The sequence below is a fragment of the Azospirillum sp. SYSU D00513 genome, assembly GCF_017356015.1.
Lineage (GTDB): Bacteria > Pseudomonadota > Alphaproteobacteria > Azospirillales > Azospirillaceae > Azospirillum.
On sequence record NZ_JAFIQV010000031.1, the window covers coordinates 14,359 to 40,398 of the forward strand.

Here is a 26,040-nt window from a genome sequence, read left to right on the forward strand (position 1 = left end):
CGGCCGCCCCCGGATCAGCCGCCAAGATGGAGTCCGGCGTCGAGCAGCATCTTACATCCCGTGACGAAGACGAGGCCATAGCAGACGATGTAGATGCGGTCCTGGTCAAGAATGCCGTGAAGCCTGCGGCCGATCAGGACGCCGAGCGGAACGGTGGGCGAGATCAGGGCCGCGGCGATCACCGCCGGGCGGTCCAGCTGCCCGAGGAAAAGATAGGGCAGGAGCTTGGCGAGGTTGCCGACCGTGAAAAAGATCGTCTGGGTACCCGCCAGCGCCGTCTTGGGCAGCTGCTGCGGCAGCAGGTAGACGGAAAGCAGCGGGCCACCCGAGTGGGCAAGCAGGCTCGTGAAGCCGGAAACGCCGCCCCAGAAACAGCCGGCCAGACGTCCGGGCGCCATCTCGGCCCTGCCCCGGAGCAGACCGTGGCGCCTGGCGAGCCACTGCCCGGCAAAGAGTACGGCGATCACACCGACCATCATCCCGACCAGCTGCTCCGGCGCGCGTCCAAGAAGCAGCGCGCCGACCGCCATGCCTGCGAGCGCGCCCGGAAGGAGGACCCTCAATTGCCGGCCGTCCCAGGTCCGCGGCGGGTAGGCCATCAACGCGAACACATCCATCAGGCAGACGAGCGGCGCGATGATCACGGCGGCCTGGAGCGGGGGAATGAACAGGGATAGAAGCGGGACGCCGATCAGGGCGAAGCCCCCGCCGAACGCCCCCTTCATCAGCGCGATCAGGAACAGAGTTGCCGCGGCAACCGCATAAAACGGGATGCTGAAGCTGTCCATCTGGCTTTCCTTCGACAACAGGCCGACAGCGGGTTCAGGCTCTGCCGAACAGGAAAGAACCATGAAGACAAGGGATCGGCGCTTCAATAATTTTATTACACTTAGAGCAATATAGTATTTCAACCAGTGCCGCCGGTACCCGCCGATTTCTTTGGATGCGGGACTGTTTCGGGCGATTGCACCCTACCGCCGCCATTGGGCAAACGTTCATGCTTGCGCTGTGCAGCCATGAAAAAAGGGCGGGGATTGCTCCCCGCCCTCAAGTCGGCTCTTCGGAAAGAAATGGTCGGCGTGATGCGGAAGCCTAAGCCCGCCGTCAGTCCTTGGCGTAGATGTCGATGTCCTTCGTCTCGCGGACGAAGAGCAGGCCGATCACCAGCGTCGCGGCGGCGATGACGATCGGGTACCAGAGGCCCGAGTAGATGTCGCCGGTGGCCGCCACGATGGCGAAGGAGGTCGTGGGCAGGAAGCCGCCGAACCAACCGTTGCCGATGTGGTAGGGCAGCGACATGGAAGTGTAGCGGATCTTGGTCGGGAACATCTCGACCAGCATCGCGGCGATCGGGCCGTAGACCATCGTCACATAGATGACGAGGATGGTCAGCAGAACCGTGACCATGACGTAGTTGATCTGCGCGGGGTCCGCCGAGGGCGGGTAGCCGGCGGTCTTCAGGGCGGCGGCGACGCTGGTGTCGAAGGCGGCGCCGGCGGCCTTGGCGTCGACCGGGGCGGCGTGGCTGGTGCTCGGGCCATGGCCCAGGTTCACGCTTGCCGCGGCGGTCGAGGGCTGCGCGCTGTAGGACGGGATGACCGTGCTGCCGACGCGGATCTGGGCGACGGTGCCGGCCGGCGCGGCCTCGTTGGAGTAGGGGATGCCGCGCTTCACCAGGGCGGCCTTGGCGATGTCGCAGGAGCTGGTGAACTGGCTGGTGCCGACCGGGTTGAACTGGAAGGAGCACTCGTTCGGGTCGGCGGCGACGACGACCGGCGAGGTGGCGACCGCCTGTTCCAGGGCCGGGTTGGCGTAGTGGGTGATGCTCTTGAAGATCGGGAAGTAGGTCAGGCAGGCGAGCGCCAGGCCGGCCATGATGATCGGCTTGCGGCCGATGCGGTCGGACAGCGAGCCGAAGATCACGAAGAAGGGCGTGGCCAGCAGCAGCGCCGCGGCGATCAGCAGGTTGGCCGTGTAGGCGTCGACCTTCAGCGTCTGGGTCAGGAAGAACAGCGCGTAGAACTGGCCCGTGTACCAGACCACCGCCTGGCCGGCGACGATGCCGAACAGGGCGAGCAGGACGACCTTCAGGTTCTTCCACTCACCGAAGGATTCCTTCAGCGGGGCCTTGGAGGTCTTGCCCTCGGACTTCATGCGCTGGAAGGCCGGCGACTCGCTGAGCATCAGGCGGATCCAGACCGAGATGGCCAGCAGCGCGATGGAGAGCAGGAACGGAATGCGCCAGCCCCAGGCGTTGAAGTCCTCCGGCGACATGGACATGCGGCAGCCCAGGATCACCAGCAGCGACAGGAACAGGCCCAGCGTCGCGGTGGTCTGGATCCAGGAGGTGTAGAGGCCGCGGCGGCCGTGCGGGGCGTGCTCGGCGACGTAGGTCGCCGCACCGCCGTACTCGCCGCCCAGCGCTAGGCCCTGCAGCAGGCGCAGGCCGATCAGAATGATCGGGGCCGCGATGCCGATGGTGGCGTAGTTGGGCAGGATGCCGACGATGAAGGTCGAAACGCCCATGATGAGGATGGTGACGAGGAAGGTGTACTTGCGGCCGATCATGTCACCGAGGCGGCCGAAGAAGATCGCGCCGAAGGGGCGCACGGCGAAGCCCGCCGCGAAGGCCATCAGCGCGAAGATAAAGGCCGCGGTCGGGTTGACGCCCGAGAAGAACTGAGCGGCGATGACGGCGCTGAGGGAGCCGTACAGATAGAAGTCATACCATTCGAAGACCGTGCCGAGCGAGGAGGCGAAGATCACCTTCCTTTCCTCGGCGGTCATGGGCCGTGCGGCCTCGTTCCCGGCAGCAGCGTATGCCATTCGTTTTTTCCTCCCCTGTTCGCACAGACCACACCTTGCGGGCGGCGTTAAGCCGTTCGCACGTCAGGTACATCCGATGCTCTATGGGTCGCATTGTTAGCCCCGCGAACCATCCCGGTCACCCCCGACCAAGGTCGGGGGTGCCGCGGCACCGGAATCGGGGCGGATCCGCGTGGCCGGGGGCTACGCCCCGTTGCCGGGCTCGTTCGGGTTGGGCGGGGTGAGCGCCAGCTGGTTGGCGACCAGCGCGGCCTGGGTCCGGGTCAGCACGCCCAGCTTGCGCAGGATGGTGGTGATGTGCGCCTTCACCGTCGTTTCGGCGACGTTCATCTCGTAGGCGATCTGCTTGTTCAGCTTGCCCTCGGCGATGCCCGCCAGGACGCGGAGCTGCTGCGGGGTGAGGCTCGCCGCCCGCTGGGCGAGGCCGGGGCCGCCGTCGGAGGCCTCGACCTCCGGCATCCAGATCTCGCCGTCGAGCACGGCGCGGATCGCCTCCCCGATCCTGCTGTTGGGCGCCGATTTCGGCACGAACCCCGAAGCGCCGCAGTCCAGCGCCCGCTGGATCGTGGCCGCGTCCTCCGAGGCGGAGACCACCAGGACCGGAATGGCGGGATGCTCGGCGCGCAGCAGCATCAGACCGATGAAGCCGTTCATTCCCGGCATGTGGAGGTCGAGCAGGATCACGTCGGTCGTGTCCGCCTCCGCCAGAAGCGGGCCGATCTGCTCGAAGCGCGACGCCTCGACGATCTCGGCGCCGTCCATCGCCTGCGCGACCGTCTGGCGCAACGCCGTCCGCATCAGGGGATGGTCATCCGCAACGAGAATCCGCAACGCCATGTCCGCCTCGGCCAGGGGAAAGCCACGCACGCACTATCGGGCCAAGGACCGCCATGGGGCAATTCGGCCCATCGGCCGGTTGCCCGGAGCCCGCCTCCTTGTTTTGGTCGAATATCGTGCGCGCGACAAACCTTTTCTGGTTGCGCGAGACCCCGGCGGCACACGCCGTCGTGTTGGCTCCCATTCAAGCGCCGTAGACCGCGTCCAGGTCGAGCCGGATGCCCGGCGGGTCGAGGTCCAGGACGCCGCCCTGGTGGAATTGGGCGGAGACGCCGCCCCCCTCGGCGCGGCGGTAATGCACCACGCTCTTGCGGTCCGTCCGGACGATCAGATAGTGGCGGATGCTCGGGACACGGAAATAGTCTGTCAGCTTCGCGCCCGTATCGACACCCCTGGTTCCCGGGCTCAGCACCTCGACCACGATCACCGGGTTCGTGGCCGCGACGGCGTCGCCGGGCAGCCGGTCGCCGCAATCGACGACCGCGTCGGGCTCGTAATCGGTATCCTCACCGATTTCGACCGTCACCCCGTCCGGCAGGGCCTCGCAGTCCGCCCCGGCCGCGCGCAGGGCGTCGTCCAGCGCCCGCCACATCCTCGCCTTCAGCCGCGCATGGGCGACGCGCTCGGGCGCCATGGCGACGGGTTCGCCGGCGACGCGTTCGTAGCGGCGTTCGCCGGTCTGGCCGGCGAGCCACCGGCGGAACTCCTCCCGGCTCATCGGGCGCGGCGGCGGCTTTTCCATCGGAGCCCCCATAGCTTGCCGATGACATTGTGGGCTTTGCGCGCGGTGAACGGAATGGGTGTCATCGCTAAAAACGCGACGCCTGCGCGGAAGCCCTTCCGTTGCTGCACCGCACAAAAGGACGGGTTATAGTCGGGGCATCGCCGACCCCGGAGCCCTGCCCATGGACCATCGCATTCCCGTCATCCGCACCATCGCCATGCCGGCGGACACCAACCCGGCGGGCGACATCTTCGGCGGCTGGCTGATGGCGCAGATGGACCTTGCGGCCGGCAACGCGGCGGCCCGGCGTGCCCGCGGGCGCTGCGCGACGGTGGCGGCCGACGCGATGGTCTTCCACCGGCCGGTCCTGGTCGGGGACGAGGTCAGCCTCTACGCCGACATCGTCAAGGTCGGCCGCACCTCGATGAAGATCCATGTCGAGGCCTGGCGGCGCAGCCGCAACGGCGACGAGCAGTTCATGGTGACCGAGGCGGACTTCACCTTCGTCGCCATCGACGAGGATCGCCGCCCCAGGGAGATCCCAGCGGAATAAGGGAAACGCGCAGCCCCGGCCGTCGCGCGGGTGGCGCGGCCGGGACGGCAAGCTTCAGGCGGCGTCCTTCACGTCGTAGCCGGCGTCCTCGATCGCCTTGCGGACGGCGCTCTCCTCGGCGCTTCCCTCGACCGTGACCTCGCCGGCCGTGAGGTCCACGAGCGCCCGTTCGACCGCCGGCAGCGCCTCGACCGCCTTGGTGACGGTCTGGGCGCAGTGCCCGCAGGTCATCCCTTCCACCTTCAACGTCAGCATCCTGTTCTCCTACTCAGGGTTTCGGGAGACAGAGCCTGAGGCTTCCCATCGCTGGAAGGTCAAGGCCCTTTTCGGGACCGCCCTCCAGGAGGGCTTCCCGGCCCGTCCTCGTCAGGGGACCAACATGGCGCGATGAGGAGCGTTCCTGGCCGCCTGGGGCGGCGCCGCCCCGCACAGCGCGGACGCTTCGGCCAGCAGCCCCTCCCACCGCGCCGCGACCGCGTCCGGGCTGTAACGCTGGCGAAGCAGCCCTGCCGCCGCCAGGAGGTCGGGGTCCTCCGCGGGCGGGCGGGCGAGATAGCGCTGCAGGCCCCCCTGCCAATCGTCCAGGGGAATGAAGGGCCGAAGCTCCTCGTAGGAATCGATGGCGTCCGCCACGACTCCCAGACCGGCCGCGATCGCCGTCGCGGGCCGGTTCACGCTCTTGCCGACGGTGTAGCCGTTCCGCTCGACCGGGATGACGGCAACCCGGTGCAGCGCCAGCGCCTCGTGGAAGCTGCCGATGGCCCAGGGCATGTAGTGGGTCGGCAGCCGCCAGTTCGCCGCGGACTTCCAGTAGCGCAGCCGCCTGTTGCTGATCACCGTGAGGGTGACCGGATGGCGGAGCGAGAAGCGCTCCAGCTGCCTCACGGCCGAATCGAGATGCGCGAAGCCGGAGACGCTGCCCTGGCTCTTCCCGAACCACACGCAATGCAGGGCATCGCCGTGAGCCGCGAGGAAGCGCTTCAGCCGGGCGAGGTGATAGCGCTCCAGCAACGACCGTCCTTCCGCCCCTTCCCGGGCGCAATCGATGACGTCGGGAACGACGCGGCCCTTGCCCGCGATCTCCGGAACGGCCGCCTGGACCTGTTCCATCAGGGTGGGCGTCGGGAAGGTGACGCAGGTCGCCAGGGCCAGCATCTCGCGCAGCCTCGCCAGCTTGTCCTGCTTGTCCTTCCGGGCGAGTTTTCCCGCGAACAGGTTGTCGGAGAGGTCGTAGATCACCGCCCGCCCGAGCGACCGCGCCTCCCGCGCGATGCCGAGCGCGTCCTGCGAGAGAGACTTCGAGAACAGGATCGCCGCATAGCCCACCGGCCCGAGGTCGCCGCGGTAAGGACCGATGTCCAGCCCCCGCCGGCGCAGCGCGGCGGCCGGCTCCAGAAGCCGGAGGCGGATGCTCGCCATCTTGGGGCTGTAGCTCTCGGCGTGCCAGCCGTATCGGAGGGGGACAGACGGCGACAAGGCGCCTCCTGGTGAATGGAAACAGGGACCTGCATGGTTGGAGCGGCCGGCGCGGCCCGTCAACGGGGCAGGCGGAGTGTCACTGCCATAGGATGGGGGCAAATGATGGTGCCGGATGGCGCCGCCCTTCAGCGCGGCCGGGGTGCGGCACCGGCGGCGGCCAGGGCCGTGACCTGGTAGTCGGGCTGGTCGACGGGGCGCCCGAACAGGTAGCCCTGCGCGAGCTTCACGCCCCAGTTGGCGAGCTGCGTGGCCTGCTCCTGCGTCTCGACCATTTCGGCGATGACCTGGACGCCGATGTCGTCGCACAGGTTGACGATGGCTCGCAGGATGGCGTCGTTGCGCGGATTCCGGCCGACCGACTTCACGTAGCTGCCGTCGATCTTCACGAAATCGACCTTCAGCGCCTGGATGTAAGGGAAGGAGGCGGCACCCGCGCCGAAATCGTCCAGGCAGACGCTGTGCCCGGCCGCGCGCAGATCGTTGATGATGCGCGCCGCCCGCTCCAGGTCCTTGATTTCGGAGGACTCCGTGATCTCGATCAGCATCCGCTGGCGCAGCTGCGGATGCTTCTGCAGGATGCGGGCGAAGGTCGCCATGAAGATGTCGCTGCCCAGCGACACCGCCGACAGGTTGATGGCGATCTGCAGCGGCGGCTGGCCGCTGTCGGCCATCAGGATGCTCAAGGCCTTATGGCAGACCAGCAGGTCCACCTCCTGCACCATGCCGATCTCCTCGGCGAAGGCGATGGTCGGGCCGGGGGCCGCGTCGGGGAAACGGGCCAGCGCCTCGTAATGGTGGAGGCCCCGGTGCGGCAGGAAGACGATGGGCTGGAATTGCAGGCGGAGGTGCTGGTTGACCAGGGTGGAGCGCAGGTTGGTCACCTTCGTGACCGTCTGGTCCACGAGGTCGCGCAAGGCCTCGCCGATGGTGGCGATGCTGTGTCCGCTCTCGTCCTCGGCGAAGCGCCGGACCGCGAAGAGCAGCACGCGTCCGGCATCCTCGCGGCCGAGCCCGGGGCTCGCCAGGTCGAGGCTGGTCTGCTGCGCCCGCAGGCTGGGGCCGCCCGGCGCGATGCGCTGCCCGGCCGCCTCGATGTCGGCGGCGATGGCCTTGCCGTCGGTGTCCTTGCCGTGGACGATGCCGAAGCGGTCGTCGCCCAGGCGGGTGGCGAGCGTGTCGCTGGCGGCGTGGACGCGCAGCAGGCCGCCGACCTCCTCCAGCAGCCGCGCCGTGACCTCCGGCCCAAGCCGCGACCGCACCTCGCCCAGCCCGGCGATCTTCAGCAGGGTGAGCTTCGGCGGCCCACCGTCGCTCTCGATTCCGAACTTCTCGCACAGCTCGGCCTGGAAGGCGTCGGCCTCGACCAGACCGGTCTCCTGGTCGCGCGGAACCTCGGGCACCACCGCGGCGATGCCGCTGACCATCGTGAAGGTGAGATGCAGCGTGGGCGACGCGCCGAGCCGGTAGCCGGACATGGTCGCCGTCACCGTCTGGTCGCCGCGCCGCAGCCCGACCCGGCGCGTCTCAAGCCGGCTGTTGGGCTTGAGCGTGCCGAGCAGGCGGCGGACAAGCCCCACATCGGCGGTGCCGACCAGCCGGTCGAGAGGCTTTCCGATGACGTCCTGTTCGCGAAGGTTGCAGATCGTGCCCAAGGCGCCCGCCACGAAGCTGATCGTCCCGGCGGTGGTCACCTCGACCAGGACGTCGGCGTTGGCGAAGGCGAACCCCAGAAAGCGAGCAGCATCGGCCGACATACAAGCTCCTCAACGCTGACGCGGGATCGGAAGGCACTCAGACGGACACGATGGCACAACCCAGGGTCAAGAAGACCGGCAGGCGCAAAATCTTTCCTCCATCCGGCGGGCCGAAAGCGCGCCGATGGAGAACTGAGCTGTATCGTATGTGAATCCCATTGTCGGAAAAAGTCTGATTTTCGACCATGGCACACCACGAAAGGGCGTACCGCGCGACCACGGGATTTCGGTGCCGGTTTTCTGACGTGCGGGGAACATGGCGCGGCACCGGGCCTGGGCCGCTCAGCAGGCCCTGATCGCAGACGATCTCATATCGAAAACTTCGATCCCGTCTTCCGATCCTCGACGGGCGTCGGCCGCGACCGGAATTCAAGCCCCGCATAGAGGTCCGCCAGACGCAACCTCAGGCCGAGTTCAGGCATGGCCGCGACGGCGTCCAGGCCCCCCAGCCTTTCGCTCGCCCAGCCGCGATCCGCGGTCAGGCGGTACAGCCGTGCCTGGGGCACATCCGGATCCACGAGCAGAATGAAGTCCAGCGACTCGACGGTTTTATACTCTTCCAGCTTGTCATTCAGGTCGAAGCTGCGGGTCGTGGGAGAGAGGATTTCGACGACGAGCCTCGGCTCGCTTGCGGTCATGGCATGATCGTCGAAGGGACCGCAGTCCACCCCGAGGTCCGGATAGCGGATGTTCCCGGCCGGAATGAGAAGGGCGATGTCGCTGGTGAAGGGCTGGCAATCCCGCCCTTCGAGCTGGTTTCCGACCAGCCGCAGGGCGGTGGAAGCGATCCGGTCATGCCGGCGGTTGGCGCCCGCCATCATCACCGGTTCGCCATCGACCAGTTCGTGCCGGCGGTCCTGGGTGACGATCCAGCGCAGGAACTCTTCCGGCCCCATCCTCCGACCCCGCCGCCCGTCAGCGGTCGATGACGAGGTCGCTGGTCGGCTTGCTGCAGCAGAGCAGGATCTGGCCCTGGTCGATCTCGCGCTGGCGGATGCCGCCGGCGTGCTTCATCGTCACCTCGCCGGAGACCTTCTTGCTCTTGCAGGTGCCGCACAGGCCCCGCGCGCAGGAGGCGGGCAGCCGAACGCCGGAGCGGCGGGCGGCGTCCAGGATGGTGGTGTCGGCGCTGCAATCGATGGTCTTGCCGGTCTTGGCGAAGGCCACCTTGAAGGTCGCGGCGGCAACCGGAGCTGCAGCTTCCGGAACCGGCGCGGCCTCGGCCGGGGCGGCCTCCGGGGCGGACGGCTGGGCGTCCAGCCCCAGCTCCTCGAAGTTGAAGCTTTCCTGATTGTAGCGCGCCATGTCGAAGCCCGCCCCCTCCAGCATGGACCGCACGGCGGCCATGAAGGGCGAGGGGCCGCAGACATAGACCGTGCGCTCCATCAGGTCCGGCGCCATGAGCTGGAGCATGGCCAGGGACACCCGCCCGGTGAAGCCCGGCCAGCCCGGCTCGCCGGTCAGCGCCTCGCAGGTGTGGGCGACGCGCAGCCGCTGCGCGTGGCGCGCCATCAGGTCCAGCTCATGCCGGAAAATGACGTCGGACGGCGAGCGGGCGGCGTGGATGAAGACGATGTCCGTGTCCTCCCCCAGGTCCGCCAGGGTGCGGGTCATCGACATGGACGGGGTGATGCCGCTACCACCGGACAGGAACAGGTACTTGGTGGAGGCGGCGCCCGTCTCCGGCAGCGTGAAGTCGCCCATCGGCCCGACGGCGCGGATCTCATCGCCGGGCTTGAGGGTGTCGTGCAGCCAGTTCGACACCGGGCCGCCCGGCACCCGCTTCACCGTGATGGACAGCCGGTAGGGCCGCGCCGCGGAGGAGGAGATGGTGTAGCTGCGGTGGATCGTCTCGCCGCCGATGGACAGCTCCAGGGTCAGGAACTGGCCCGGCTTGAAGCGGAACAGGCAGGGCTTGCGCGCCGAGAAGACGAAGGTCTTCACGTCCGCCGTCTCCTGCCGCACCTGCCGGCAGACGAGCACGTCGTCCAGCTCCGGGTTCCAGTCCGGCAGGCCGGCCCCGCCGGTGATCGTGCCCAAGCCGGTGCTCATCGGTCCCGTCCCCTTGCTTGCCTCGTCCAACGGCATCGCCATCCCTCCCCTGCCCCTTCGGCCTTACTCGGCGGCGACGCGGACCGGCGCGTCCTTCTTCTCGCCGAGATGATGCTCGGTGAGGCGGCCGATGTACCACTCGCAGAACTTCTCCACGAGCCCCTCGGTGAAGGGCGAGTAGGGGCCGGGCTCGTAGGCCGGGCTCTCGGCGCCCTTGTGGGCCATCTCGACGAGGTCGGCGTCCTGCTGGTTGGTGGCGATCCAGACGCTGGTCAGGTTTTCCAGGTCGTAATCGACGCCCTCGACCGCGTCCTTGTGGACCAGCCACTTGGTGCGCAGCAGCGTCCGCCCCTCGTCCAGCGGCAGGACGGAGAAGGTGACGATGTGGTCGCTCATGAAATGATGCCAGCTGTTCGGCTGCGTCCAGAAATGCAGCCCGCCCAGCTTGCGGTCGGTGAGGTTGCCCAGCAGTTTCTTGCTGGCGACCTTGGTGTCCATCGTGTGGGATTCGCCCTCGCCGTCCAGCACCAGCCGCTCGGTGCGGTAGCCGGTCACCCGGTCGGCCAGATGGTCGATCTCGCCGGACGGCAGGCCGCAGGCCTCCCAGCGGGCGACGGAGTCGCGGCGGAGCTGCTCGTACCGCTCCGCGTGCGCCCGGCGCTCGTCGTCAAGCTCGTCGGGGGAGAAGCCGAAGCCGTACTCGAAGAGCGGGATGGTCAGTTCCGGGTGGTTGCCGACGCAGTGGTAGCATTCCCGGTTGTTCTCCATCGTGATCTTCCAGTTGCCCTCCTCGATGAGGCTGGTGGTCGCCACGACCTTGCAGTTGCGGATGTCGTGCGGCGCAAGATAGGGGGCCATCTCGGCGGCGAGGTCGTCGATGTCCTTGGGCGGGTTCTCCGCGAGGCAGACGAACAGCAGGCCGGAGACGCTGCGCACATGCACGGGCTTCAGCCCGTGGCACTTGGTGTCGAAATCCTTGCCCATGTGCTCGGCGAACATCAGGTCGCCTTCCAGCCCGTAGGTCCACTGGTGGTAGCGGCAGACGAGGTTGCCGACGGTGGCCTTCTCGTCCAGCACGATGCGGGCGCCGCGGTGGCGGCAGACGTTGTGGAAGGCGCGCAGTTCCATGTCGTCGCCGCGCACGATGAGGATCGGCGACTTGCCGATGTCCACCGTCATCACGTCGCCCGGCTCCGGCACGTCCGGATCGACGCCGACGAAGATCCAGTGGCGGCCGAAGATGACGTCCATGTCGAGATCGAAGATCTCGCGGCTCGTGTAGAACGGGGCCTCGAGGCTGTGGCCGGGCTTGCGCCGGCGGATCAACGTCTCCACAGGAACCGGGCTCGACATGGTGTGCGCTCCATCGCGGAAGTCGGTGGAAGCTGGACGGCGCTCGCTCGGGCCGTCAGCCAACGCCACGATCCTCCCACCGCGCGCTGTGTGTCGCTTCTGTGAATGCGACAACGACTTTGCAAAGCCCGACAGAGCCGAATCTTGTCTTGGACGCCGAAGACCGGCAGAGGCCAAGGTTAAGAAAAAGGCAGGTGCTTTGTTTGAGCAAAGACTTTGGGGTGGGACTCCCGGATCCCATCGGGTAGAAGGGCGCTCGCCCGGAGACGGCGCGGTCGAGGACGGAGAGGCGTTTGGGCATGGTTGAGAGCGGGGCGGAGAGCGGATCGCGGCAGGACGTCGTCATCGTGGGCGCGGGTGCCGCCGGGCTGATGTGCGCGATGGAGGCGGGCAAGCGCGGGCGCCGGGTGCTGGTGATCGACCACGCCGCCGCACCGGGCGAGAAGATACGCATCTCCGGCGGCGGGCGCTGCAACTTCACCAACCTGCACACCGCCCCGGACCGCTTCCTGTCGCGGAACCCGCGCTTCTGCCTGTCGGCGTTGCGGCGCTACACCCAGCATGATTTCATCGCGCTGGTGCAAAAGCACGGCATCGCCTACCACGAGAAGAAGCTGGGCCAGCTTTTCTGCGACGGATCGTCCCGGCAGATCGTGGACATGCTGCTGGCGGAATGCCGCGACGCCGGGGTGCGCATCCAGCTCGGCACCAGCGTCACGGAAGTCGGGAAGACCGAATCCGGCTTCCGCCTCGCCACGAGCGCCGGCGAGATCTTCTGTGAATCACTGGTGGTGGCGACCGGCGGGCCGTCGATCCCGAAGATGGGGGCGACGGGCTGGGGCTATGAGCTGGCGGCGCGGTTCGGGCTGAAGCTGGTGCCGACGCGCCCGGCGCTGGTGCCCTTCACCCTGTCGGGCGAGCTGCTGGAGCGGGCGCAGTCGCTGGCCGGGGTGGCCGTGGACGCGCGGGTGGAGCTGCGCAAGGCGCGCTTCGAGGAGGCGATCCTCTTCACCCACCGCGGCCTCAGTGGCCCGGCCATCCTGCAGATCTCGTCCTATTGGCGGGAAGGCGAGGAAGTGCGGATCGACCTGCTGCCGGGCACGGACCTGTTCGCCCGTCTGAAGGAGAAGAAGGCCGCCAGCCCCCGCCAGGAACTCCAGACCGTCCTGGCGGACGTCCTGCCGAAGCGGCTGGCGCAGGCCCTTTACGAGACGCTGGGCTACACGGGCCGGCTGGCCGACTATTCGCACGACAAGCTTCAGCGCGTGGGCGAGGCGGTGAACGGCTGGCGCGTCCTGCCCAGCGGCACGGAGGGCTACCGCACGGCGGAGGTCACGCTGGGCGGGGTTGACACGGACGAGCTGTCCTCCAAGACGCTGGAGGCGAAGTCCGTGCCCGGCCTCTATTTCATCGGCGAGGTGGTGGACGTCACCGGCCACCTCGGCGGCTACAATTTCCAATGGGCCTGGTCGTCCGGCTACGCGGCCGGGCAGCACGCGTAACCGGAGCCGGGCCGGAACGGCGTCAGGCGGCCTCGTTGTCCGCGATGGCGTCGAAGTCCACCAGCTCCGCCGTGCGGCCGAGCGCGCCGAGGAAGGCCGTGACCTCCTCGACGGTCAGGGACAGGGTCGCCGTGTTGACCAGCGGGTGGAAGGTCACGCGCCCGGCGCGCATCATCGCGGCGTCCAGCACCAGCCGCACCTTGCCCTCGGCGTCGTTGACCAACGCCAGCGGGCTGACCGCCCCCTGCTTCACGCCGAGTGCCGCGTCCAGCGTCTCCGCGCTGGCGAATGAGAAGCGCTTGGCGCCGACATGGCGGGCCAGCGCCTTGAGGTCGAGCCGCCGGTCGGTCGGCACCGTCACCAGCCACAGGTCGCCCTTGGCGCCCTTCAGCATGAGGTTCTTGGTGTGGGTGCCCTCCAGACGCTCCCAATGCTCCAGCGCCTCCTCCACCGTGTGGACCGGCGGGTGCTCGATGGCCTGCGGGGTGATGCCGAGCTGGCCGAAGAGGGCGGTGAGCTTTTCGTTCGGGGTCATGGGTGAGCGCGCCTTGGAGGAAATTGCAAAAAGAACGAGGATGATGGCCGCGACAGCGCCCCCTCCCCGGAGGGAGGGGGCGCCCTGCCCGGCTTACTTCTTGCCGGTCACCCAGGACTCGATGCGGTCCGGGTTCTTCTTGATGTAGTTGTCGACGGCGGCCTCGTAGCTGCTGTCCTGGGCCTCGGCCATGATGGACTCCACGTCGCCGATCGGCAGAACCATGCGGGTCAGGAAGGCGTGGGCCTCCGGGTGGTCCTTCTCGAAGCCCTTGCGGACGAGCTTGTTGATGTGCTCCTCGCCGCCCAGCGCGCCCTTCGGGTCCTCCAGGTAGCGCAGCTTCCACTTGGAGAACATCCAGTGCGGGCTCCAGCTCGTCACCACGATCCAGTCGTCGCGCTTCACCGCCTGGGTGAGGCCCGCGAGCATCGCGGCGTCGCTGGCCGAGACGAGCTGGTAGCCGTCCAGATCGTAGGCCTTCATCGCCTTTTCCGACAGCTGCATCAGCCCCGAGCCGGGGTCGATGCCCTGGATGCGGCCCTTCAGCTTCGCCTTCACCTCGGGCTTCTTCAGGTCCTCGATGGTCTTCAGCTCACTGGCCGGGATGCTGTCGGGGATGACCCAGCCGAGCTTGGCCTGGGTGTACATCGGGCCGAGGTCCACCAGGTCCTTGCCGACCTTGTCGATGTAGGACTTGTGGGTCGCCGGCTGCCAGGACATCAGCATGCCGTCGAGCTTGCCGGTGGCCACACCCTGATACTGGACGCCGATGTCGGCCATGGTCAGCTCGACCTTGTAGCCCATGCGGTCTTCCAGGACCTTTTTGGCGAGCTTCGTCACCGCCTCGGCGTCGGACCAGGCGGTCCAGCCGATGTTGATCTTCTTGTCGTCGGCGCTGGCGCCCGAGACGGGGGCCAGGACGGCGGCCGCGACGGACAGGGCCGCCAGCGTCTTCCAAATGGTCTTCATGTCTCGCTCTGCCTCTTCTGTTTTATTATTACGCTCTACGCTCAGTGCGCCGCGGCGGGACGGAGCCGCGACAGGAAAGCGAAGGGACGGAAGGGCGCCGGCGCGCCGGCCGGGGCTCCGAAGCTCTGGGTGATGCGGTCGAGGATGATCGCCAGCAGCACGACGCTGAGGCCGCTCTTGAAGCCGAGCCCGATGTCCAGCCGCTGGATGCCCTGGAGCACCACGTTGCCGAGGCCGCCGGCGCCGATCATCGAGGCGATGACGATCATCGACAGCGCCATCATCATGGTCTGGTTGACGCCGGCCATGATCGAGGGCAGCGCGTTGGGGAGCTGCACCTTGAAGAGAAGCTGGCGGTCCAGGCAGCCGAAGGCGCGGCCGGCCTCGACCAGCTCCACCGGCACCTGCTTGATGCCGAGTGCCGTCAGGCGCACGGCCGGCGGCATGGCGAAGATGACGGTGGCGATGATGCCCGGCACGCGGCCCAGCCCGAAGAACATGACGGCCGGGATCAGGTAGACGAAGGCGGGCATCGTCTGCATGAAGTCCAGCGAGGTCTTCAGGATCGCCTCGACCACCTTGTTGCGCGCCATCCAGACGCCGAGCGGGATGCCCAGCAGCAGGCAGATCGCGGTGGAGGAGAGGACGAGGCCGAGCGTGGAGGCCGTCGCCTCCCACAGCCCCATCGTGTTCACCAGCAGCAGGGACAGCACGGTGAAGACCGCGAAGCGCACCCCCACCCGCCACAGGGCCAGTGCCGCCAGCAGGCCGATCAGCAGCCACACCGGCATGCCCAGCAGCACCGCGTCGATGGCGCCGCCGAAGGCGTCGATGCCCGCGGAGATGGCGTCGAGCTGCGGCTGGAAGGTGTCGGTGATGAAGTTGATCGTGCCTTCGAGGCTGTCGTTGATCAGGCTGTCGATGTCCATGGATCAGTCCCCCCGCTGCAGGGTGCGAAGCAGAATCGAGCGCGAGATCGCGCCCAGGTAGGTTCCCTGCTCGTCCACGACGGGCACGGGGCATTCGGCGTCGGCGACGATGTCCAGGATGCGGTTCAGCGGCGTGTCGCTGCGCACCGGATCGACGCCGGACAGGAAGGCGTGGACGAAGCGCGGCTGCGGCATGTCGAGCGCCCGGCGCAGCGAGGCGCGCGAGACGATCCCCTGGTAGGCGTGGCCGCCGTCGCGCACATAGCCGTATTCGTGCCCGCCCTCGTCGAGCTGGGCCAGCGCCGGAAGCAACTCGCCCGGCACGCGGACCACCGTGTTGGCCGCCTCGTAGCGCGCCACGTCGCCGGCACGCAGCACCTTGGAGGTGTCCACGTTGCGGAAGAAGGAGCGCACGTAATCGTCGGCCGGGTCGCGCAGGATCTCGTAGGGCGTGCCCACCTGGACCACGCGCCCGCCCTGCATGATGGCGATGCGGTCGCCGATGCGCATCGCCTCGTCCAGGTCGTGGGAGATGAAGACGATGGTGCGGGAATGCTCGCGCTGGAGGCGCAGCAGCTCGTCCTGCATCTCCGTGCGGATCAGCGGGTCGAGCGCGGAGAAGGCCTCGTCCATCAGCAGGATGGTCGGGTCGTTGGCGAGGGCGCGGGCAAGGCCGACGCGCTGCTGCATGCCGCCCGACATCTCGCGCGGGTAGCGGTGGGCGTAGGCGCCGAGCCCGACCGCCTCCAGCGCCTTCATGGCGGCGTCGCGGCGGGTGGTCTTGGCGACACCGGACACCTCCAGCCCGAAGGCGGCGTTGTCGAGCGCCGTCAGGTGCGGCAGCAGGGCAAAGGACTGGAAGACCATGCCCATGTCGCGCCGCCGCACCTCGATCAGTTCGCGGTTGGACATCTTCGTCAGGTCGCGGCCGTCCAGCACGATGGAGCCGGAGCTCGGGTCGATCAGCCGGTTCAGCAGGCGGATCATCGTCGATTTGCCGGAGCCCGACAGGCCCATGATGACGAAGATCTCACCGGCGCGGACCTGGAAGCTCGCGTCCTGCACGCCGACGACGGCGCCCAGCTTCTTGAACACCTCGTCCTTGTCGGCGCCATCGGCCAGCATCTTCAAGGCCGGCTTGGGGTCCTTGTCGAAGACCTTGTAGACGTTGCTGACCTCGAGCCGGATGGGGCCGCCGGCCAGCTTCGCGGCGCCGGCGGGGGCGGCGGCCTGCCCCACGGCCGCGGGGGAACCGAACATCTGGATGTTCTGCTGCTGCGACAGGCCCTCGAATGTTGATTTCATCGCTCCATCCAATCCCGTTCGTTCGCCCTTTTTATGGCCCGGCCGTTCAGGCGTTTTCGGCAAGGTCCCTCAAATCGCGCTCCAGTGACGACGCACCAGCGATTACGATGTTCCGATCACCCTCTGCTCGACAAGATATTCGTAGATCGCGCGCGCCGCTTCGTCCGCCGTCGGGCGCACCAGGACCTGGCCCTGGCCGGATTTCGTCTCGGTGGCGGCCTTCAGCCGCTCCAGCGCGCTGCCGCCCGCCGCGAGCCGCAGCCGCTTGGGACGCGGGCGCCAGGGGCGGATCTCGCATTCCCCGATGAAGCCGTCCTGCGGGGCCGAGGCCGCAACCGCCTCGACCAGGCCCCGGCGCGCGCGGGCGAAGGCGCTCTGGCGCGGTTCGGGCGCCGCCGGATGGACCGACACCACCAGGGGGAAGCGCGCCTCCGCCTGGCGGCGGCGCCCGCGCGGCAGGGCCTGGGTCAGCGTCGCCGTCCCCTCCCCTGCCGACAGGTCGGCGACGTCCGGCAGGAGCGCCGCCCCCAGCCCCTGCGCGACGAGATAGGGCAGCATGCCGCTGTCCTCCCCGCCCTCGGCGCAGCGGCCGGCGAGGATCAGGTCAGGCGACAGGGCCTTCAGGTGGGCGACCAGCGCCGGGACCGGGTCGGATCCGGCGGGAATCTCCAGCACGGTCAGCCGGTCCAGCCCCATGCCCAGATAGTCGCGCAAGACCGGCTCGGCCGGGTCGCCGGCGTGGACGGCGTGGATCTCGGCACCCGGCAGCCGCAGGGCCAGCTCCAGCGCGCGGGCGTCGAGCGGGGCGCGGCGCGGCCGCCCGGAGGCGGGATGGCGCCCGATGGAGAGAAGGACGGCGACCTTAAGCATTCCGGCGCTCCTTTCCCTGACGTTCGGCACGGCGTTCGAGAGCATGGCGGATCAGGGCCGGCATGACCTCCTGCGCGTCCGCGACGATGGCGAGGTCGGCGCGCTTGATCATCTCGGCGTGCAGGTCGGTGTTGATGGCGACGACCCGCTTCACCTCGGTGATGCCCTGGAGATGCTGCGGCGCCCCGGCGATGCCGTAGGCGACGTAGCAGCCCGCCCGCACGAGGCTGCCCGACGCGCCCACCTGCCGCTCGCGCGGGAGATGGCCCTCGTCGCAAACCACGCGACTGCCGCCGCGGGTGGCGCCCAGCACCCGGGCCAGCTCCGCGAAGCCCTCCCAGTCGGTGACGCCGTTGCCGGCGGAGAGGATGAAGTCGGTCTCGGTCAGCGGGATCAGGTCGGGATCGACGGCCAGCGGCCGGACCGCGCCGATGCGCCGCTCGGCCTCGAAGGCGGGTGCCGGGATGGTCCGCGCCTCGTGGACCGTGCCCTCGTGCGGGGGCAGCGCGTCGGCAGCGACGGACATCAGACGGGCCGGCGCGCGGGCCATCTCCGCGGCACCGCCGCGCGCCCGGCGGGAGGCGCGGTCCGGGGACAGGGCCTCCACCCCCGCGAAGAGCCGCTCGCCCAGCGCCGCCGCGACCCGGCGGGCGAGGTCGGCGCCGCCGTCGGCACTCTCCGCGAACAGCACATGGCGCGGCTTGAGGGTTTCGATGGCGGCGAGCACGGCGGCGGCGTGGCGCTCCGGCTCGTAGCCTTCGGCCAGATCGGCCGGCAGGGCGAGCAGACGGTCGGCCCCGGCCTCGCCCAGCCCGGACACGCCCTCGACGGTTACCGCAACCACGGCGCCGCCGCCGGCGTCGGCGAGCAGCCGCGCCCCGGCGATCAGCTGCCGGTCATGGTCGGAAGGGGCGCCGCCCGGCTGGTCCAGCACGGCCAGCACCAGGAAGGCCGGCTCCTCGATGACGCGGACCGCGGCCTTGACTGCGGCCGCGGCCTGGGCGGTGCCGATGGCCAGCGAGGCTTGGCCCTTGTTGGTCCAGTCCAGCCGCAGGCGCGGGGCGGTCCGCACCACCGCCGCAGCGCGGGATGCGCGCGGATCCCGGCGCGGCCGGCCGGTCGGGCCGGTGGCGGCTCCGGCGTTGGCAAAGCCCGCCGGAGCCGCGCCGACGAGGAAGCGCGGGCGCGCGGTGCCGGGGACCAGCTTGGCCTGACGCTCGGCGCGGGGATCGCGGCGGGTCCTCATGCCACGGCCTCCAGCACGAGTTCGGAGATCTCGGCCACCGCCGGGCGCTGGCCGACGACGCCCTCCAGCATCAGGGTGCAGGTCGGGCAGGCCACGGCCACCCGCTCCGCCCCCGTGGCGCGGGCATGGTCCATGCGGACGTCGGGGATGCGGCGCTTGCCGGCCACGTCGGTCAGCGGCGCGCCGCCGCCCCCGCCACAGCAGCTCGACCGCAGGCCGGAACGCTCCATCTCCACCCGCTGGAGCCCGATGGCGTCGAGCAGCCGGCGCGGCGCCTCGATCTCCCCGTTGTAGCGGCCGAGATAGCAGGGGTCGTGATAGGTGACGCTGCCGCCCGTCGGGCCCTTCAGCGTCAGCTTGCCGGATTCCACCAGCTCCAGCAGGAAGGCGGTGTGGTGGGTGACGGTCCAGTGGCCGCCGAAGGACGGGTATTCGTTGCGGATGACGTGCAGGGCGTGCGGGTCGGCGGTGACGATCCGGCCGAAGCGGTAACGGGAGAGGGTCGCGATGTTGCGCCGCGCGAGATCCTGGAAGGTCGCCTCGTCGCCGAGCCGGCGGGCCACGTCGCCGGAGTCCAGCTCCTCCTCCCCCAGCACGGCAAAATCAATGCCGGCGCGGCGCATCAGCCCGACCAGCGCCCGCAAGGACCGCTGGACGCGCAGGTCGAAGGCGCCGTCGCCAAGCCAGAGCAGCACGTCGCACTGCCCCTTCTCGGCCAGCAGCGGCAGGTTCAGGTCCACCGCCCAGTCGGTGCGGCGGGCCAGCGGCTTGCCGCCGGGGTTGTCGGTGACGCGCAGCTCCTCCAGCACGGCGGCTGCCTTGGCCGGGGTGGCGCCGAGTTCCAGGGTCTGGAAGCGGCGCAGGTCGATCACCGCGTCCACATGCTCGATCATCATCGGGCATTCCTGGACGCAGGCGCGGCAGGTCGTGCAGGCCCAGAGCGTGTCGGGGTGGATCATCGCCCCCGGCCCGACCAGCGGCAGCGCCGCCCCGCCCTGCGCCAGCCCGATCGGCCGGCCCGGGTGGTTGTGGCCGGCGTAGGAGGCGTCGGTCCGGCGCTCCCCGTCCGCGGCGGTGTCCATCGCGGTGACGAGATCCTGGATCAGCTTCTTGGGGTTCAGCGGCAGGTCGGCGGCGTAGGCCGGGCAGGCCACCTCGCAACGGCCGCACTGGACGCAGGCGTCGAAGCCGAGCAGGCGGTTCCAGGCGAAGTCCAGCGGGCGCTCGCTGCCGAGCTTCGGCGCCTCCAGGTCGGCCGGGCGCAAGCCCGTGTCGCGCCCCGCGCGGTCGTGGAAGCGCGCCGGCCGCGGGTGGGCGACGAGGTGCAGGGCGCCGTTCAGCGCGTGCTTCAGCGGCCCGCGCCCGACGCCGAGGATCAGCTCGGCCCCGCCCCAGGCCCCGGCCAGCACGAAGGCCAGCGCGAGCGGCCAGGGCAGGACGCCGCCCGCGAGCTGGTCCAGCGCCACCACGAGGAAGGCGGCCGCATAGGCCAGCAGCGCGTAGGGAAGCCGCTTGAAGCGGCCCTGCGACAGCTCGGCGGGCTTCTCCACCCGGCGGCGGTAGCCGACCATCAGCGCGCCGCCGAGCATGACGGCCAGCGCCAGCGCCAGCAGCCCCCACAGGAGCCAGCCCCGCAGGGCCGGCACCGCAGCCAGGACCAGCAGCGGCAGGGAGGCGAGGAAGCCGCCCGCCGTCAGGGCATGGAAGCGGGCGTTGAAGGACTTGCGCGCGACCACATGGTGGACGTCCACCAGATAGCGGCCGGGCAGCGCCTTCAGCCCGGCGACGATGTCCACCCCCGCCGGCTGCCCGGCCCGCCAGCGCCGCGCGTGCTGGAGCGCCAGGACGGCGCCGGCGGCGAGCGTGGCGAGGATGAGGCTGGAAAGGGCGGTCGCGATCATGCCGGCCTCACAGATCCTTGACCAGACGGGCGGCGTCGTAGATGGCGGCGTGGATGTTGCGCCCCGCCACCGCGTCGCCGATGCGGAAGAGGGCGTAGTCGCCGCTCTCCGCCGTCTTCACCACGGCGGGCTGGGCGCGCCCCTCCAGCAGGGCCGGCAGGTCGGTCTGGCCGCGGTTGACCGCCCGGTCCTTCAGGTTGAAGTAGAGGCCGTCGTTGGGCAGCGTGCCGAACTCGACCACCACCTGGTCGACCAGCCGCTCCTCCTCCTCGTGCGTGAACTCGTTGCGCAGGACGGCGACGCGCTTGTTGCCCTCCGGGTAGATCTCGACGAGCTGGAGGTTCGGCGACAGGACGACGCCCAGCTTGTACAGCTCGCGCAGGTGGATCGGCTGGTTGGTGGCGCCGATCTCCTCTCCGACCATGCGGTCGAGCGTGGCGATCTCCACCGACGCCCCGCGCTTGGCGAGATACTCCGCGCAGGAGGAGGCGTGGTGCTGGCCGGTGCCGTCGTAGATCAGGATGCTCTCGGCCGGCTCGACCGCGCCCGTCAGCATGTCGGTGACGGTGACGGCGTGCTCCGTGCCCTTGACGTCGCCGCGCGTCGCCGTGCCGCCGGTGGCGACGATCACCACGTCCGGCTTCTCCGCGGCGACCAGCGCCTCCGTCGCCTCCACCCCCAGCCGCAGATCGACGCCGAGCTTCACCACCTGCTGGGTCAGCCAGCGGGTGATGCCGGTCAGCGCCTCGCGCCAGGTCGCCTTGGCAGCGATGGTCACCTGCCCGCCGGTGGCGGCGTTGCGCTCGAACAGCACGACCGAATGGCCGCGCTCGGCGGCGACGCGCGCCGCCTCGAGGCCTGCCGGGCCGCCGCCAATGACGACGAAGCGGCGCTTGGGACCGGTGGTCTTCGGGATGATGTGCGGCATCGTCCGCTCGCGCCCGGTGGCGGCGTTCTGGATGCAGAGCGCGTCGCCGCCCGCGTAGATGCGGTCGATGCAGTAGCCGGCGCCGACGCATTGCCGGATGTCGTCCACCCGGCCCTCCATCAGCTTGCGCACGAGATGCGGGTCGGCGATGTGGGCGCGGGTCATGGCGACCATGTCCACATGGCCCTCCGCCACGGCGCGGCCGGCGGTGTTCAGGTCGGTGACGCGCTGGGCGTGGAAGACCGGCACCCCGACCTCCCGCTTCACCGCACTCGCCAGCGCCAGGAAGGGGGCGACCGGGAAGCTCATGTTCGGCAGCACGATGGCGTGCGCCAGATGGTCGCGCGCCTGCCCGCCCAGGATGTTGATGAAGTCCACCAGCCCGCGCTCCGCGTAGGTGCGGGCGATGGTCAGGCAGTCCTCGTGCGTCAGCCCGTCGTCGATCAGCTCGTCCGCCGACATGCGCATGCCGATGACGTAGTCGTCGCCGACCTCGGCCCGCATCGCCTCCAGCACCTCGATGCCGAAGCGCATGCGGTTCTCCAGGCTGCCGCCGTACTTGTCGCTGCGCCGGTTGACCGACGGGCTCCAGAACTGGTCGATCAGATGGCCGTGCGCGGCCGACAGCTCGCAGCCGTCCAGTCCGCCGAGCTTGCAGCGGCGCGCGGCGGCGGCATAGTCGCCGATGATGCGCTTGAAATCGTAATCCTCCATCTCCTTGGGGATGGAGCGGCTGGCCGGCTCGCGCTTGGACGAGGCCGAGACGGTCGGCAGCCAGTTCTCGGTGTCCCACTTGGTGCGCCGGCCCATGTGGGTGAGCTGCACCATCAGGGCGGCGCCGTGCTGGTGCACGCGGTCGGAGAATTCCCGGAAATGGTCGATGACGCTGTCGTCGGCGACGGAGATCTGGTTCCAGGGAGCCGCCGGGCTGTCCACCGCGACCGAGGAGGAGCCGCCGAACATCGTCAGCCCGATTCCACCCTTGGCCTTCTCCTCGTGGTAGAGCTGGTAGCGCTCCTTCGGCTTGCCGTCCGAACCGTAGGAGGGCGCGTGGCTGGTGCTCATGATCCGGTTGCGGATCGTCAGGTTCTTGATCTTGAGCGGTCGAAGCAGAGCGTCCACGGGGGAGGTCATCGGTACAGTCCTATTCTCGATCCCATGAGAATGTTGCAGGGCTGTTACGAGGGTCGCATTCAGTTTCGCGACAGCCATCCGCTTTTTTGCGACAGTCCCTCGAAAAGCGCACAAAGGCGCCAAGGACTGCAAAAACAGAGAGCACGAAAAACAAGCAGCATGCCCGCGCGGAGCGCATGGCACCCAAAATGCCATGCACCCCGCGCGGGCCTCTCGATTGGGGAAACGTCCCCGTTTTACTTATCGGCCCCTTGCCGTATCACGATAAGGCAAGGTCGGCACTAATACTTTGTTGCAGTTGGCGCCCCTCCAGCCGGTGGGACGGAGGCGGGGCGCCAGCCGGGCGGAGCGGGAGATCTGCCTGAAAATCAGGCGGAAACCTTCTCCTCCTCGTACAGCCCCTCGTAGATCGGGAAGCGCTTGGTCAGTGCCCGCACCTTGGCGGCGACGCGCTGCTCGACCTCGGCGTTGCCGTCCGGGCCGTTGGCGGCGAGGCCGTCGAGCACCTCGACGATCAGGTCGCCGACCTGCTCGAACTCGGCGGTGCCGAAGCCGCGCGTGGTCGCTGCCGGGGTGCCGAGCCGGACGCCGGAGGTGACCATCGGCTTCTCCGGGTCGAAGGGCACGCCGTTCTTGTTGCAGGTCATGCCGGCGCGCTCCATGGCCGCCTCGGCGATCTTGCCGGTCAGCTTCTTGGGCCGCAGGTCCACCAGCACGATGTGGCTGTCCGTACCGCCCGACACGATGTCGAGCCCCCCGGCGACCAGCCGCCCGGCCAGCGCCCGGGCGTTGTCCACCACGGCCCGGGCGTAGGCCTTGAACTCCGGCTGGAGCGCCTCGCCGAAGGCCACGGCCTTTGCGGCGACGACGTGCATCAGCGGCCCGCCCTGGAGGCCGGGGAAGACGGCGGAGTTGATCTTCTTGCCGATCTCCGCGTCGTTCGACAGCACCATGCCGCCGCGCGGGCCGCGCAGGGTCTTGTGGGTGGTGGTGGTCACGACATGGGCGTGCGGCAGCGGGTCGGGGTAGACGCCGCCGGCGATCAGCCCGGCGTAATGGGCCATGTCCACCATCAGATAAGCCCCGACCTCGTCGGCGATGGCGCGGAAGCGGGCGAAGTCGATGGCGCGCGGGTAGGCGGAGCCGCCGGCGATGATCATCTTCGGCTTGTGCTCGCGGGCGAGCGAGGCGACCTCGTCATAGTCGATCAGCCCGTCCTCGCGGCGCACGCCGTAGCCGATGGCCTTGAACCACTTGCCCGACAGGTTCGGGGGCGCGCCGTGAGTCAGGTGGCCGCCGGCCGCCAGAGACATGCCGAGGATGGTGTCGCCCGGCTGGAGCAGCGCCAGCAGCACCGCCTGGTTCGCCTGGGAGCCGGAGCTGGGCTGCACGTTGGCGTAGCTGCAGCCGTAGAGCTGGCAGGCGCGCTCGATGGCGAGCCGTTCGGCCACGTCCACCTCCTCGCAGCCGCCGTAGTAGCGCTTGCCGGGATAGCCCTCGGCGTATTTGTTGGTCAGGACCGAGCCCTGGGCCTCCAGCACGCCGGCCGACACGATGTTCTCCGACGCGATCAGCTCGATCTGGTCCTGCTGGCGGTGCAACTCGCGGGTCAGCGCGCTGAACAGCGCCGGGTCGCCCTTGCTCAGGACGGAGGCGCCGCCGGCCGGAACGAAGGTCATGTGCGGGGAATGGATGGTCATGGTCGTGATCTCCCGTTCTTCATGGCGCCGGTCAGCATTCGGTGAAGTTCACCGCGAGGCCGCCGAGCGAGGTTTCCTTGTATTTCGACTGCATGTCGGCCCCGGTTTCGCGCATGGTGCGGATGACCTTGTCGAGCGACACGTGATGGGTTCCGTCGCTGCGCAGCGCCAGCCGCGCGGCGTTGATCGCCTTGTTGGCGCCGATGGCGTTGCGCTCGATGCAGGGGATCTGCACCAGCCCGCCGATCGGATCGCAGGTCAGGCCGAGATTGTGCTCCATGGCGATCTCGGCGGCGTTCTCGATCTGCTCCGGCGTGCCGCCGAGGGCCGCGGCGAGGCCGGCGGACGCCATGGAGCAGGCCACCCCCACCTCGCCCTGGCAACCGACCTCGGCGCCGGAGATCGAGGCGTTCTTCTTGTAGAGCCCACCGATGGCCGCCGCCGTCAGAAGGAAGTCGAAGATGCCCTTCTCGGTGACGTTGTTGCAGAAGCGGTCGTAATAGTGCAGGACCGCCGGCACGATGCCCGCCGCCCCGTTGGTCGGCGCCGTCACCACCCGCCCGCCCGATGCGTTCTCCTCGTTCACCGCGATGGCGTAGAGGCTGACCCAGTCGAGGATCGCCATGGGGTCGCGCAGCATCGCCTCGGGCCGGCTCGACAGGTCGGTGTGCAGTGCCTTGGCGCGCCGCTTGACCTTCAGCCCGCCGGGCAGGATGCCGTCCTGGACGATGCCGCGCGCCACGCAGGCCTGCATGGCGGACCAGAGGCTGCGCAGGCCGGCGTCGATCTCCGCGTCGCTGCGCCAGGCGCGCTCGTTCTCGCGCACGATCTCGGCGATGGTCATGCCGGTCCGGGCCGCCAGCGCCAGCATCTCCTCGCCGCTGTTGAAGTCGTAGGGGGCCGGGGCGGCGGCCGGCAGGGGCTCGTTCCGGTACATCTCCTCCTCTGTCACGACGAAGCCGCCGCCGATGGAGTAGTAGATGCGCTGGTCGAGCATCGCGCCGGTGATGTCGTAGGCGGTGAAGCGCATGCCGTTGGGGTGGCCGGTCAGCATCTCCCCCTTGTGCAGGCGCAGGTCCTCCGGCTCGTCGAAGGGGACCGGAGCCGCACCGCCCAGCCGTAGGGTCCGCGTCTGCCGGATTTCGGCGAGGCGGCCCGGCACGCTGTCCGGGTCGATGCTCTCCGGCAGTTCGCCCGACAGGCCGAGCAGCACGGCGGTGTCCGTGGCGTGGCCGATGCCGGTCAGCGCCAGCGAGCCGAACAGTTCCGCCTGCACCCGCCGCACGCCGCCCAGCAGCCCGCGCTCGGCGATCTGCGCGACGAAGGCGTGCGCGGCCTTCATCGGCCCGACCGTGTGGGAGCTGGACGGCCCGATCCCGATCTTGAAGATGTCGAAGACGCTCACCGACATGACGATCCCAGCCCCTGTTTCGTGTGTTCCGG

Annotated in this window: 22 protein-coding genes; 2 read left to right on the plus strand and 20 right to left on the minus strand. The window is 69.3% G+C overall.

Annotation, left to right across the window (positions count from 1 at the left end; translation table 11 throughout):
* Positions 1-14: 14 nt before the first annotated feature.
* From JUB11_RS21470 to JUB11_RS21485, 4 genes are all read right to left on the minus strand, one after another.
* Positions 15-788 carry a sulfite exporter TauE/SafE family protein gene (locus JUB11_RS21470; RefSeq protein ID WP_207460687.1) on the minus strand — a complete coding sequence of 258 codons (774 nt, stop codon included), beginning with the start codon at positions 786-788 and terminating at the stop codon, positions 15-17.
* Positions 789-1,104: 316 nt separating this feature from the next.
* A complete protein-coding gene (locus JUB11_RS21475; RefSeq protein WP_207460688.1) occupies positions 1,105-2,826 on the minus strand; it encodes an MFS transporter in 1,722 nt (573 codons plus the stop codon).
* A 183-nt stretch (positions 2,827-3,009) separates the two neighbouring features.
* Positions 3,010-3,663 carry a response regulator transcription factor gene (locus JUB11_RS21480; RefSeq protein WP_207460787.1) on the minus strand — a complete coding sequence of 218 codons (654 nt, stop codon included), beginning with the start codon at positions 3,661-3,663 and terminating at the stop codon, positions 3,010-3,012.
* Between the two features lie 184 nt (positions 3,664-3,847).
* Complete coding sequence (locus JUB11_RS21485) at positions 3,848-4,405, minus strand: Uma2 family endonuclease (RefSeq protein WP_207460690.1); 558 nt, start codon at positions 4,403-4,405, stop codon at positions 3,848-3,850.
* 163 nt (positions 4,406-4,568) lie between these two features.
* Between JUB11_RS21485 and JUB11_RS21490 the strand changes: the two genes are divergently transcribed.
* The gene (locus JUB11_RS21490; RefSeq protein WP_207460692.1) at positions 4,569-4,940 is read left to right on the plus strand and encodes an acyl-CoA thioesterase; all 372 of its coding nucleotides are present in this window, start codon (positions 4,569-4,571) and stop codon (positions 4,938-4,940) included.
* Positions 4,941-4,994: 54 nt separating this feature from the next.
* On the opposite strand, the gene JUB11_RS21495 is transcribed toward JUB11_RS21490, so the two are convergent.
* The 6 genes from JUB11_RS21495 to JUB11_RS21520 all read right to left on the minus strand — a co-directional run bounded on the left by JUB11_RS21495 (position 4,995) and on the right by JUB11_RS21520 (position 11,578).
* Complete coding sequence (locus JUB11_RS21495) at positions 4,995-5,195, minus strand: cation transporter (RefSeq protein WP_207460694.1); 201 nt, start codon at positions 5,193-5,195, stop codon at positions 4,995-4,997.
* Between the two features lie 111 nt (positions 5,196-5,306).
* Complete coding sequence (locus JUB11_RS21500) at positions 5,307-6,416, minus strand: hypothetical protein (protein WP_207460696.1); 1,110 nt, start codon at positions 6,414-6,416, stop codon at positions 5,307-5,309.
* Positions 6,417-6,544: 128 nt separating this feature from the next.
* Positions 6,545-8,173, minus strand: a complete 1,629-nt coding sequence (locus JUB11_RS21505; protein ID WP_207460698.1) for an EAL domain-containing protein — start codon at positions 8,171-8,173, stop codon at positions 6,545-6,547.
* A gap of 308 nt (positions 8,174-8,481) precedes the next feature.
* On the minus strand, positions 8,482-9,069 hold the full coding sequence (locus JUB11_RS21510) for a Uma2 family endonuclease (protein ID WP_207460700.1): 588 nt from the start codon (positions 9,067-9,069) through the stop codon (positions 8,482-8,484).
* Positions 9,070-9,088: 19 nt separating this feature from the next.
* Positions 9,089-10,225: a hybrid-cluster NAD(P)-dependent oxidoreductase gene (locus JUB11_RS21515; protein WP_207460702.1), complete on the minus strand. Its 1,137-nt coding sequence runs from the start codon at positions 10,223-10,225 to the stop codon at positions 9,089-9,091.
* A 63-nt stretch (positions 10,226-10,288) separates the two neighbouring features.
* Positions 10,289-11,578: an aromatic ring-hydroxylating dioxygenase subunit alpha gene (locus tag JUB11_RS21520; protein ID WP_207460704.1), complete on the minus strand. Its 1,290-nt coding sequence runs from the start codon at positions 11,576-11,578 to the stop codon at positions 10,289-10,291.
* A gap of 299 nt (positions 11,579-11,877) precedes the next feature.
* Between JUB11_RS21520 and JUB11_RS21525 the strand changes: the two genes are divergently transcribed.
* Positions 11,878-13,080, plus strand: coding sequence for an NAD(P)/FAD-dependent oxidoreductase (locus JUB11_RS21525; RefSeq protein WP_207460706.1), 1,203 nt, complete (start codon positions 11,878-11,880; stop codon positions 13,078-13,080).
* A gap of 22 nt (positions 13,081-13,102) precedes the next feature.
* Here JUB11_RS21525 and JUB11_RS21530 read toward each other — a convergent pair whose 3' ends face one another.
* The 10 genes from JUB11_RS21530 to JUB11_RS21575 form a co-directional block, all read right to left on the minus strand.
* The gene (locus JUB11_RS21530) at positions 13,103-13,615 is read right to left on the minus strand and encodes a prolyl-tRNA synthetase associated domain-containing protein (protein ID WP_207460708.1); all 513 of its coding nucleotides are present in this window, start codon (positions 13,613-13,615) and stop codon (positions 13,103-13,105) included.
* Between the two features lie 93 nt (positions 13,616-13,708).
* Entirely contained in the window at positions 13,709-14,584 is an 876-nt protein-coding gene (locus JUB11_RS21535) for a glycine betaine ABC transporter substrate-binding protein (protein WP_207460710.1), read from the minus strand.
* A 41-nt stretch (positions 14,585-14,625) separates the two neighbouring features.
* Complete coding sequence (locus JUB11_RS21540) at positions 14,626-15,513, minus strand: proline/glycine betaine ABC transporter permease (protein ID WP_207460712.1); 888 nt, start codon at positions 15,511-15,513, stop codon at positions 14,626-14,628.
* A 3-nt stretch (positions 15,514-15,516) separates the two neighbouring features.
* Positions 15,517-16,818 carry a glycine betaine/L-proline ABC transporter ATP-binding protein ProV gene (proV, locus tag JUB11_RS21545; protein ID WP_247887229.1) on the minus strand — a complete coding sequence of 434 codons (1,302 nt, stop codon included), beginning with the start codon at positions 16,816-16,818 and terminating at the stop codon, positions 15,517-15,519.
* A 102-nt stretch (positions 16,819-16,920) separates the two neighbouring features.
* Entirely contained in the window at positions 16,921-17,688 is a 768-nt protein-coding gene (locus JUB11_RS21550) for an electron transfer flavoprotein subunit beta (RefSeq protein ID WP_207460714.1), read from the minus strand.
* A complete protein-coding gene (locus JUB11_RS21555; protein WP_207460715.1) occupies positions 17,681-18,934 on the minus strand; it encodes an electron transfer flavoprotein subunit alpha/FixB family protein in 1,254 nt (417 codons plus the stop codon). The genes JUB11_RS21550 and JUB11_RS21555 overlap by 8 nt, the downstream gene beginning before the upstream one ends.
* The gene (locus JUB11_RS21560) at positions 18,931-20,835 is read right to left on the minus strand and encodes a DUF3483 domain-containing protein (protein WP_207460716.1); all 1,905 of its coding nucleotides are present in this window, start codon (positions 20,833-20,835) and stop codon (positions 18,931-18,933) included. The genes JUB11_RS21555 and JUB11_RS21560 overlap by 4 nt, the downstream gene beginning before the upstream one ends.
* Positions 20,836-20,842: 7 nt before the next feature.
* Complete coding sequence (locus JUB11_RS21565; protein WP_207460717.1) at positions 20,843-22,897, minus strand: NADH:flavin oxidoreductase; 2,055 nt, start codon at positions 22,895-22,897, stop codon at positions 20,843-20,845.
* A 368-nt stretch (positions 22,898-23,265) separates the two neighbouring features.
* Positions 23,266-24,576 (minus strand): serine hydroxymethyltransferase, encoded by a 1,311-nt coding sequence (glyA, locus tag JUB11_RS21570; RefSeq protein WP_207460789.1) that lies wholly within the window; start codon positions 24,574-24,576, stop codon positions 23,266-23,268.
* 52 nt (positions 24,577-24,628) lie between these two features.
* Positions 24,629-26,008 (minus strand): L-serine ammonia-lyase, encoded by a 1,380-nt coding sequence (locus JUB11_RS21575; protein WP_207460718.1) that lies wholly within the window; start codon positions 26,006-26,008, stop codon positions 24,629-24,631.
* Positions 26,009-26,040 lie beyond the last annotated feature (32 nt).

Excerpts from the sequence above, each read along its gene's own strand:
- JUB11_RS21470 (WP_207460687.1), bottom strand. The coding sequence starts at position 788 with ATGGACAGCTTCAGCATCCCGTTTTATGCGGTTGCCGCGGCAACTCTG.
- JUB11_RS21475 (WP_207460688.1), bottom strand. The coding sequence starts at position 2,826 with ATGGCATACGCTGCTGCCGGGAACGAGGCCGCACGGCCCATGACCGCC.
- JUB11_RS21480 (WP_207460787.1), bottom strand. The coding sequence starts at position 3,663 with ATGGCGTTGCGGATTCTCGTTGCGGATGACCATCCCCTGATGCGGACG.
- JUB11_RS21485 (WP_207460690.1), bottom strand. The coding sequence starts at position 4,405 with ATGGAAAAGCCGCCGCCGCGCCCGATGAGCCGGGAGGAGTTCCGCCGG.
- JUB11_RS21490 (WP_207460692.1), top strand. The coding sequence starts at position 4,569 with ATGGACCATCGCATTCCCGTCATCCGCACCATCGCCATGCCGGCGGAC.
- JUB11_RS21495 (WP_207460694.1), bottom strand. The coding sequence starts at position 5,195 with ATGCTGACGTTGAAGGTGGAAGGGATGACCTGCGGGCACTGCGCCCAG.
- JUB11_RS21505 (WP_207460698.1), bottom strand. The coding sequence starts at position 8,173 with ATGTCGGCCGATGCTGCTCGCTTTCTGGGGTTCGCCTTCGCCAACGCC.
- JUB11_RS21510 (WP_207460700.1), bottom strand. The coding sequence starts at position 9,069 with ATGGGGCCGGAAGAGTTCCTGCGCTGGATCGTCACCCAGGACCGCCGG.
- JUB11_RS21515 (WP_207460702.1), bottom strand. The coding sequence starts at position 10,225 with ATGAGCACCGGCTTGGGCACGATCACCGGCGGGGCCGGCCTGCCGGAC.
- JUB11_RS21520 (WP_207460704.1), bottom strand. The coding sequence starts at position 11,578 with ATGTCGAGCCCGGTTCCTGTGGAGACGTTGATCCGCCGGCGCAAGCCC.
- JUB11_RS21525 (WP_207460706.1), top strand. The coding sequence starts at position 11,878 with ATGGTTGAGAGCGGGGCGGAGAGCGGATCGCGGCAGGACGTCGTCATC.
- JUB11_RS21530 (WP_207460708.1), bottom strand. The coding sequence starts at position 13,615 with ATGACCCCGAACGAAAAGCTCACCGCCCTCTTCGGCCAGCTCGGCATC.
- JUB11_RS21535 (WP_207460710.1), bottom strand. The coding sequence starts at position 14,584 with ATGAAGACCATTTGGAAGACGCTGGCGGCCCTGTCCGTCGCGGCCGCC.
- JUB11_RS21540 (WP_207460712.1), bottom strand. The coding sequence starts at position 15,513 with ATGGACATCGACAGCCTGATCAACGACAGCCTCGAAGGCACGATCAAC.
- proV (WP_247887229.1), bottom strand. The coding sequence starts at position 16,818 with ATGAAATCAACATTCGAGGGCCTGTCGCAGCAGCAGAACATCCAGATG.
- JUB11_RS21550 (WP_207460714.1), bottom strand. The coding sequence starts at position 17,688 with ATGCTTAAGGTCGCCGTCCTTCTCTCCATCGGGCGCCATCCCGCCTCC.
- JUB11_RS21555 (WP_207460715.1), bottom strand. The coding sequence starts at position 18,934 with ATGAGGACCCGCCGCGATCCCCGCGCCGAGCGTCAGGCCAAGCTGGTC.
- JUB11_RS21560 (WP_207460716.1), bottom strand. The coding sequence starts at position 20,835 with ATGATCGCGACCGCCCTTTCCAGCCTCATCCTCGCCACGCTCGCCGCC.
- JUB11_RS21565 (WP_207460717.1), bottom strand. The coding sequence starts at position 22,897 with ATGACCTCCCCCGTGGACGCTCTGCTTCGACCGCTCAAGATCAAGAAC.
- glyA (WP_207460789.1), bottom strand. The coding sequence starts at position 24,576 with ATGACCTTCGTTCCGGCCGGCGGCGCCTCCGTCCTGAGCAAGGGCGAC.
- JUB11_RS21575 (WP_207460718.1), bottom strand. The coding sequence starts at position 26,008 with ATGTCGGTGAGCGTCTTCGACATCTTCAAGATCGGGATCGGGCCGTCC.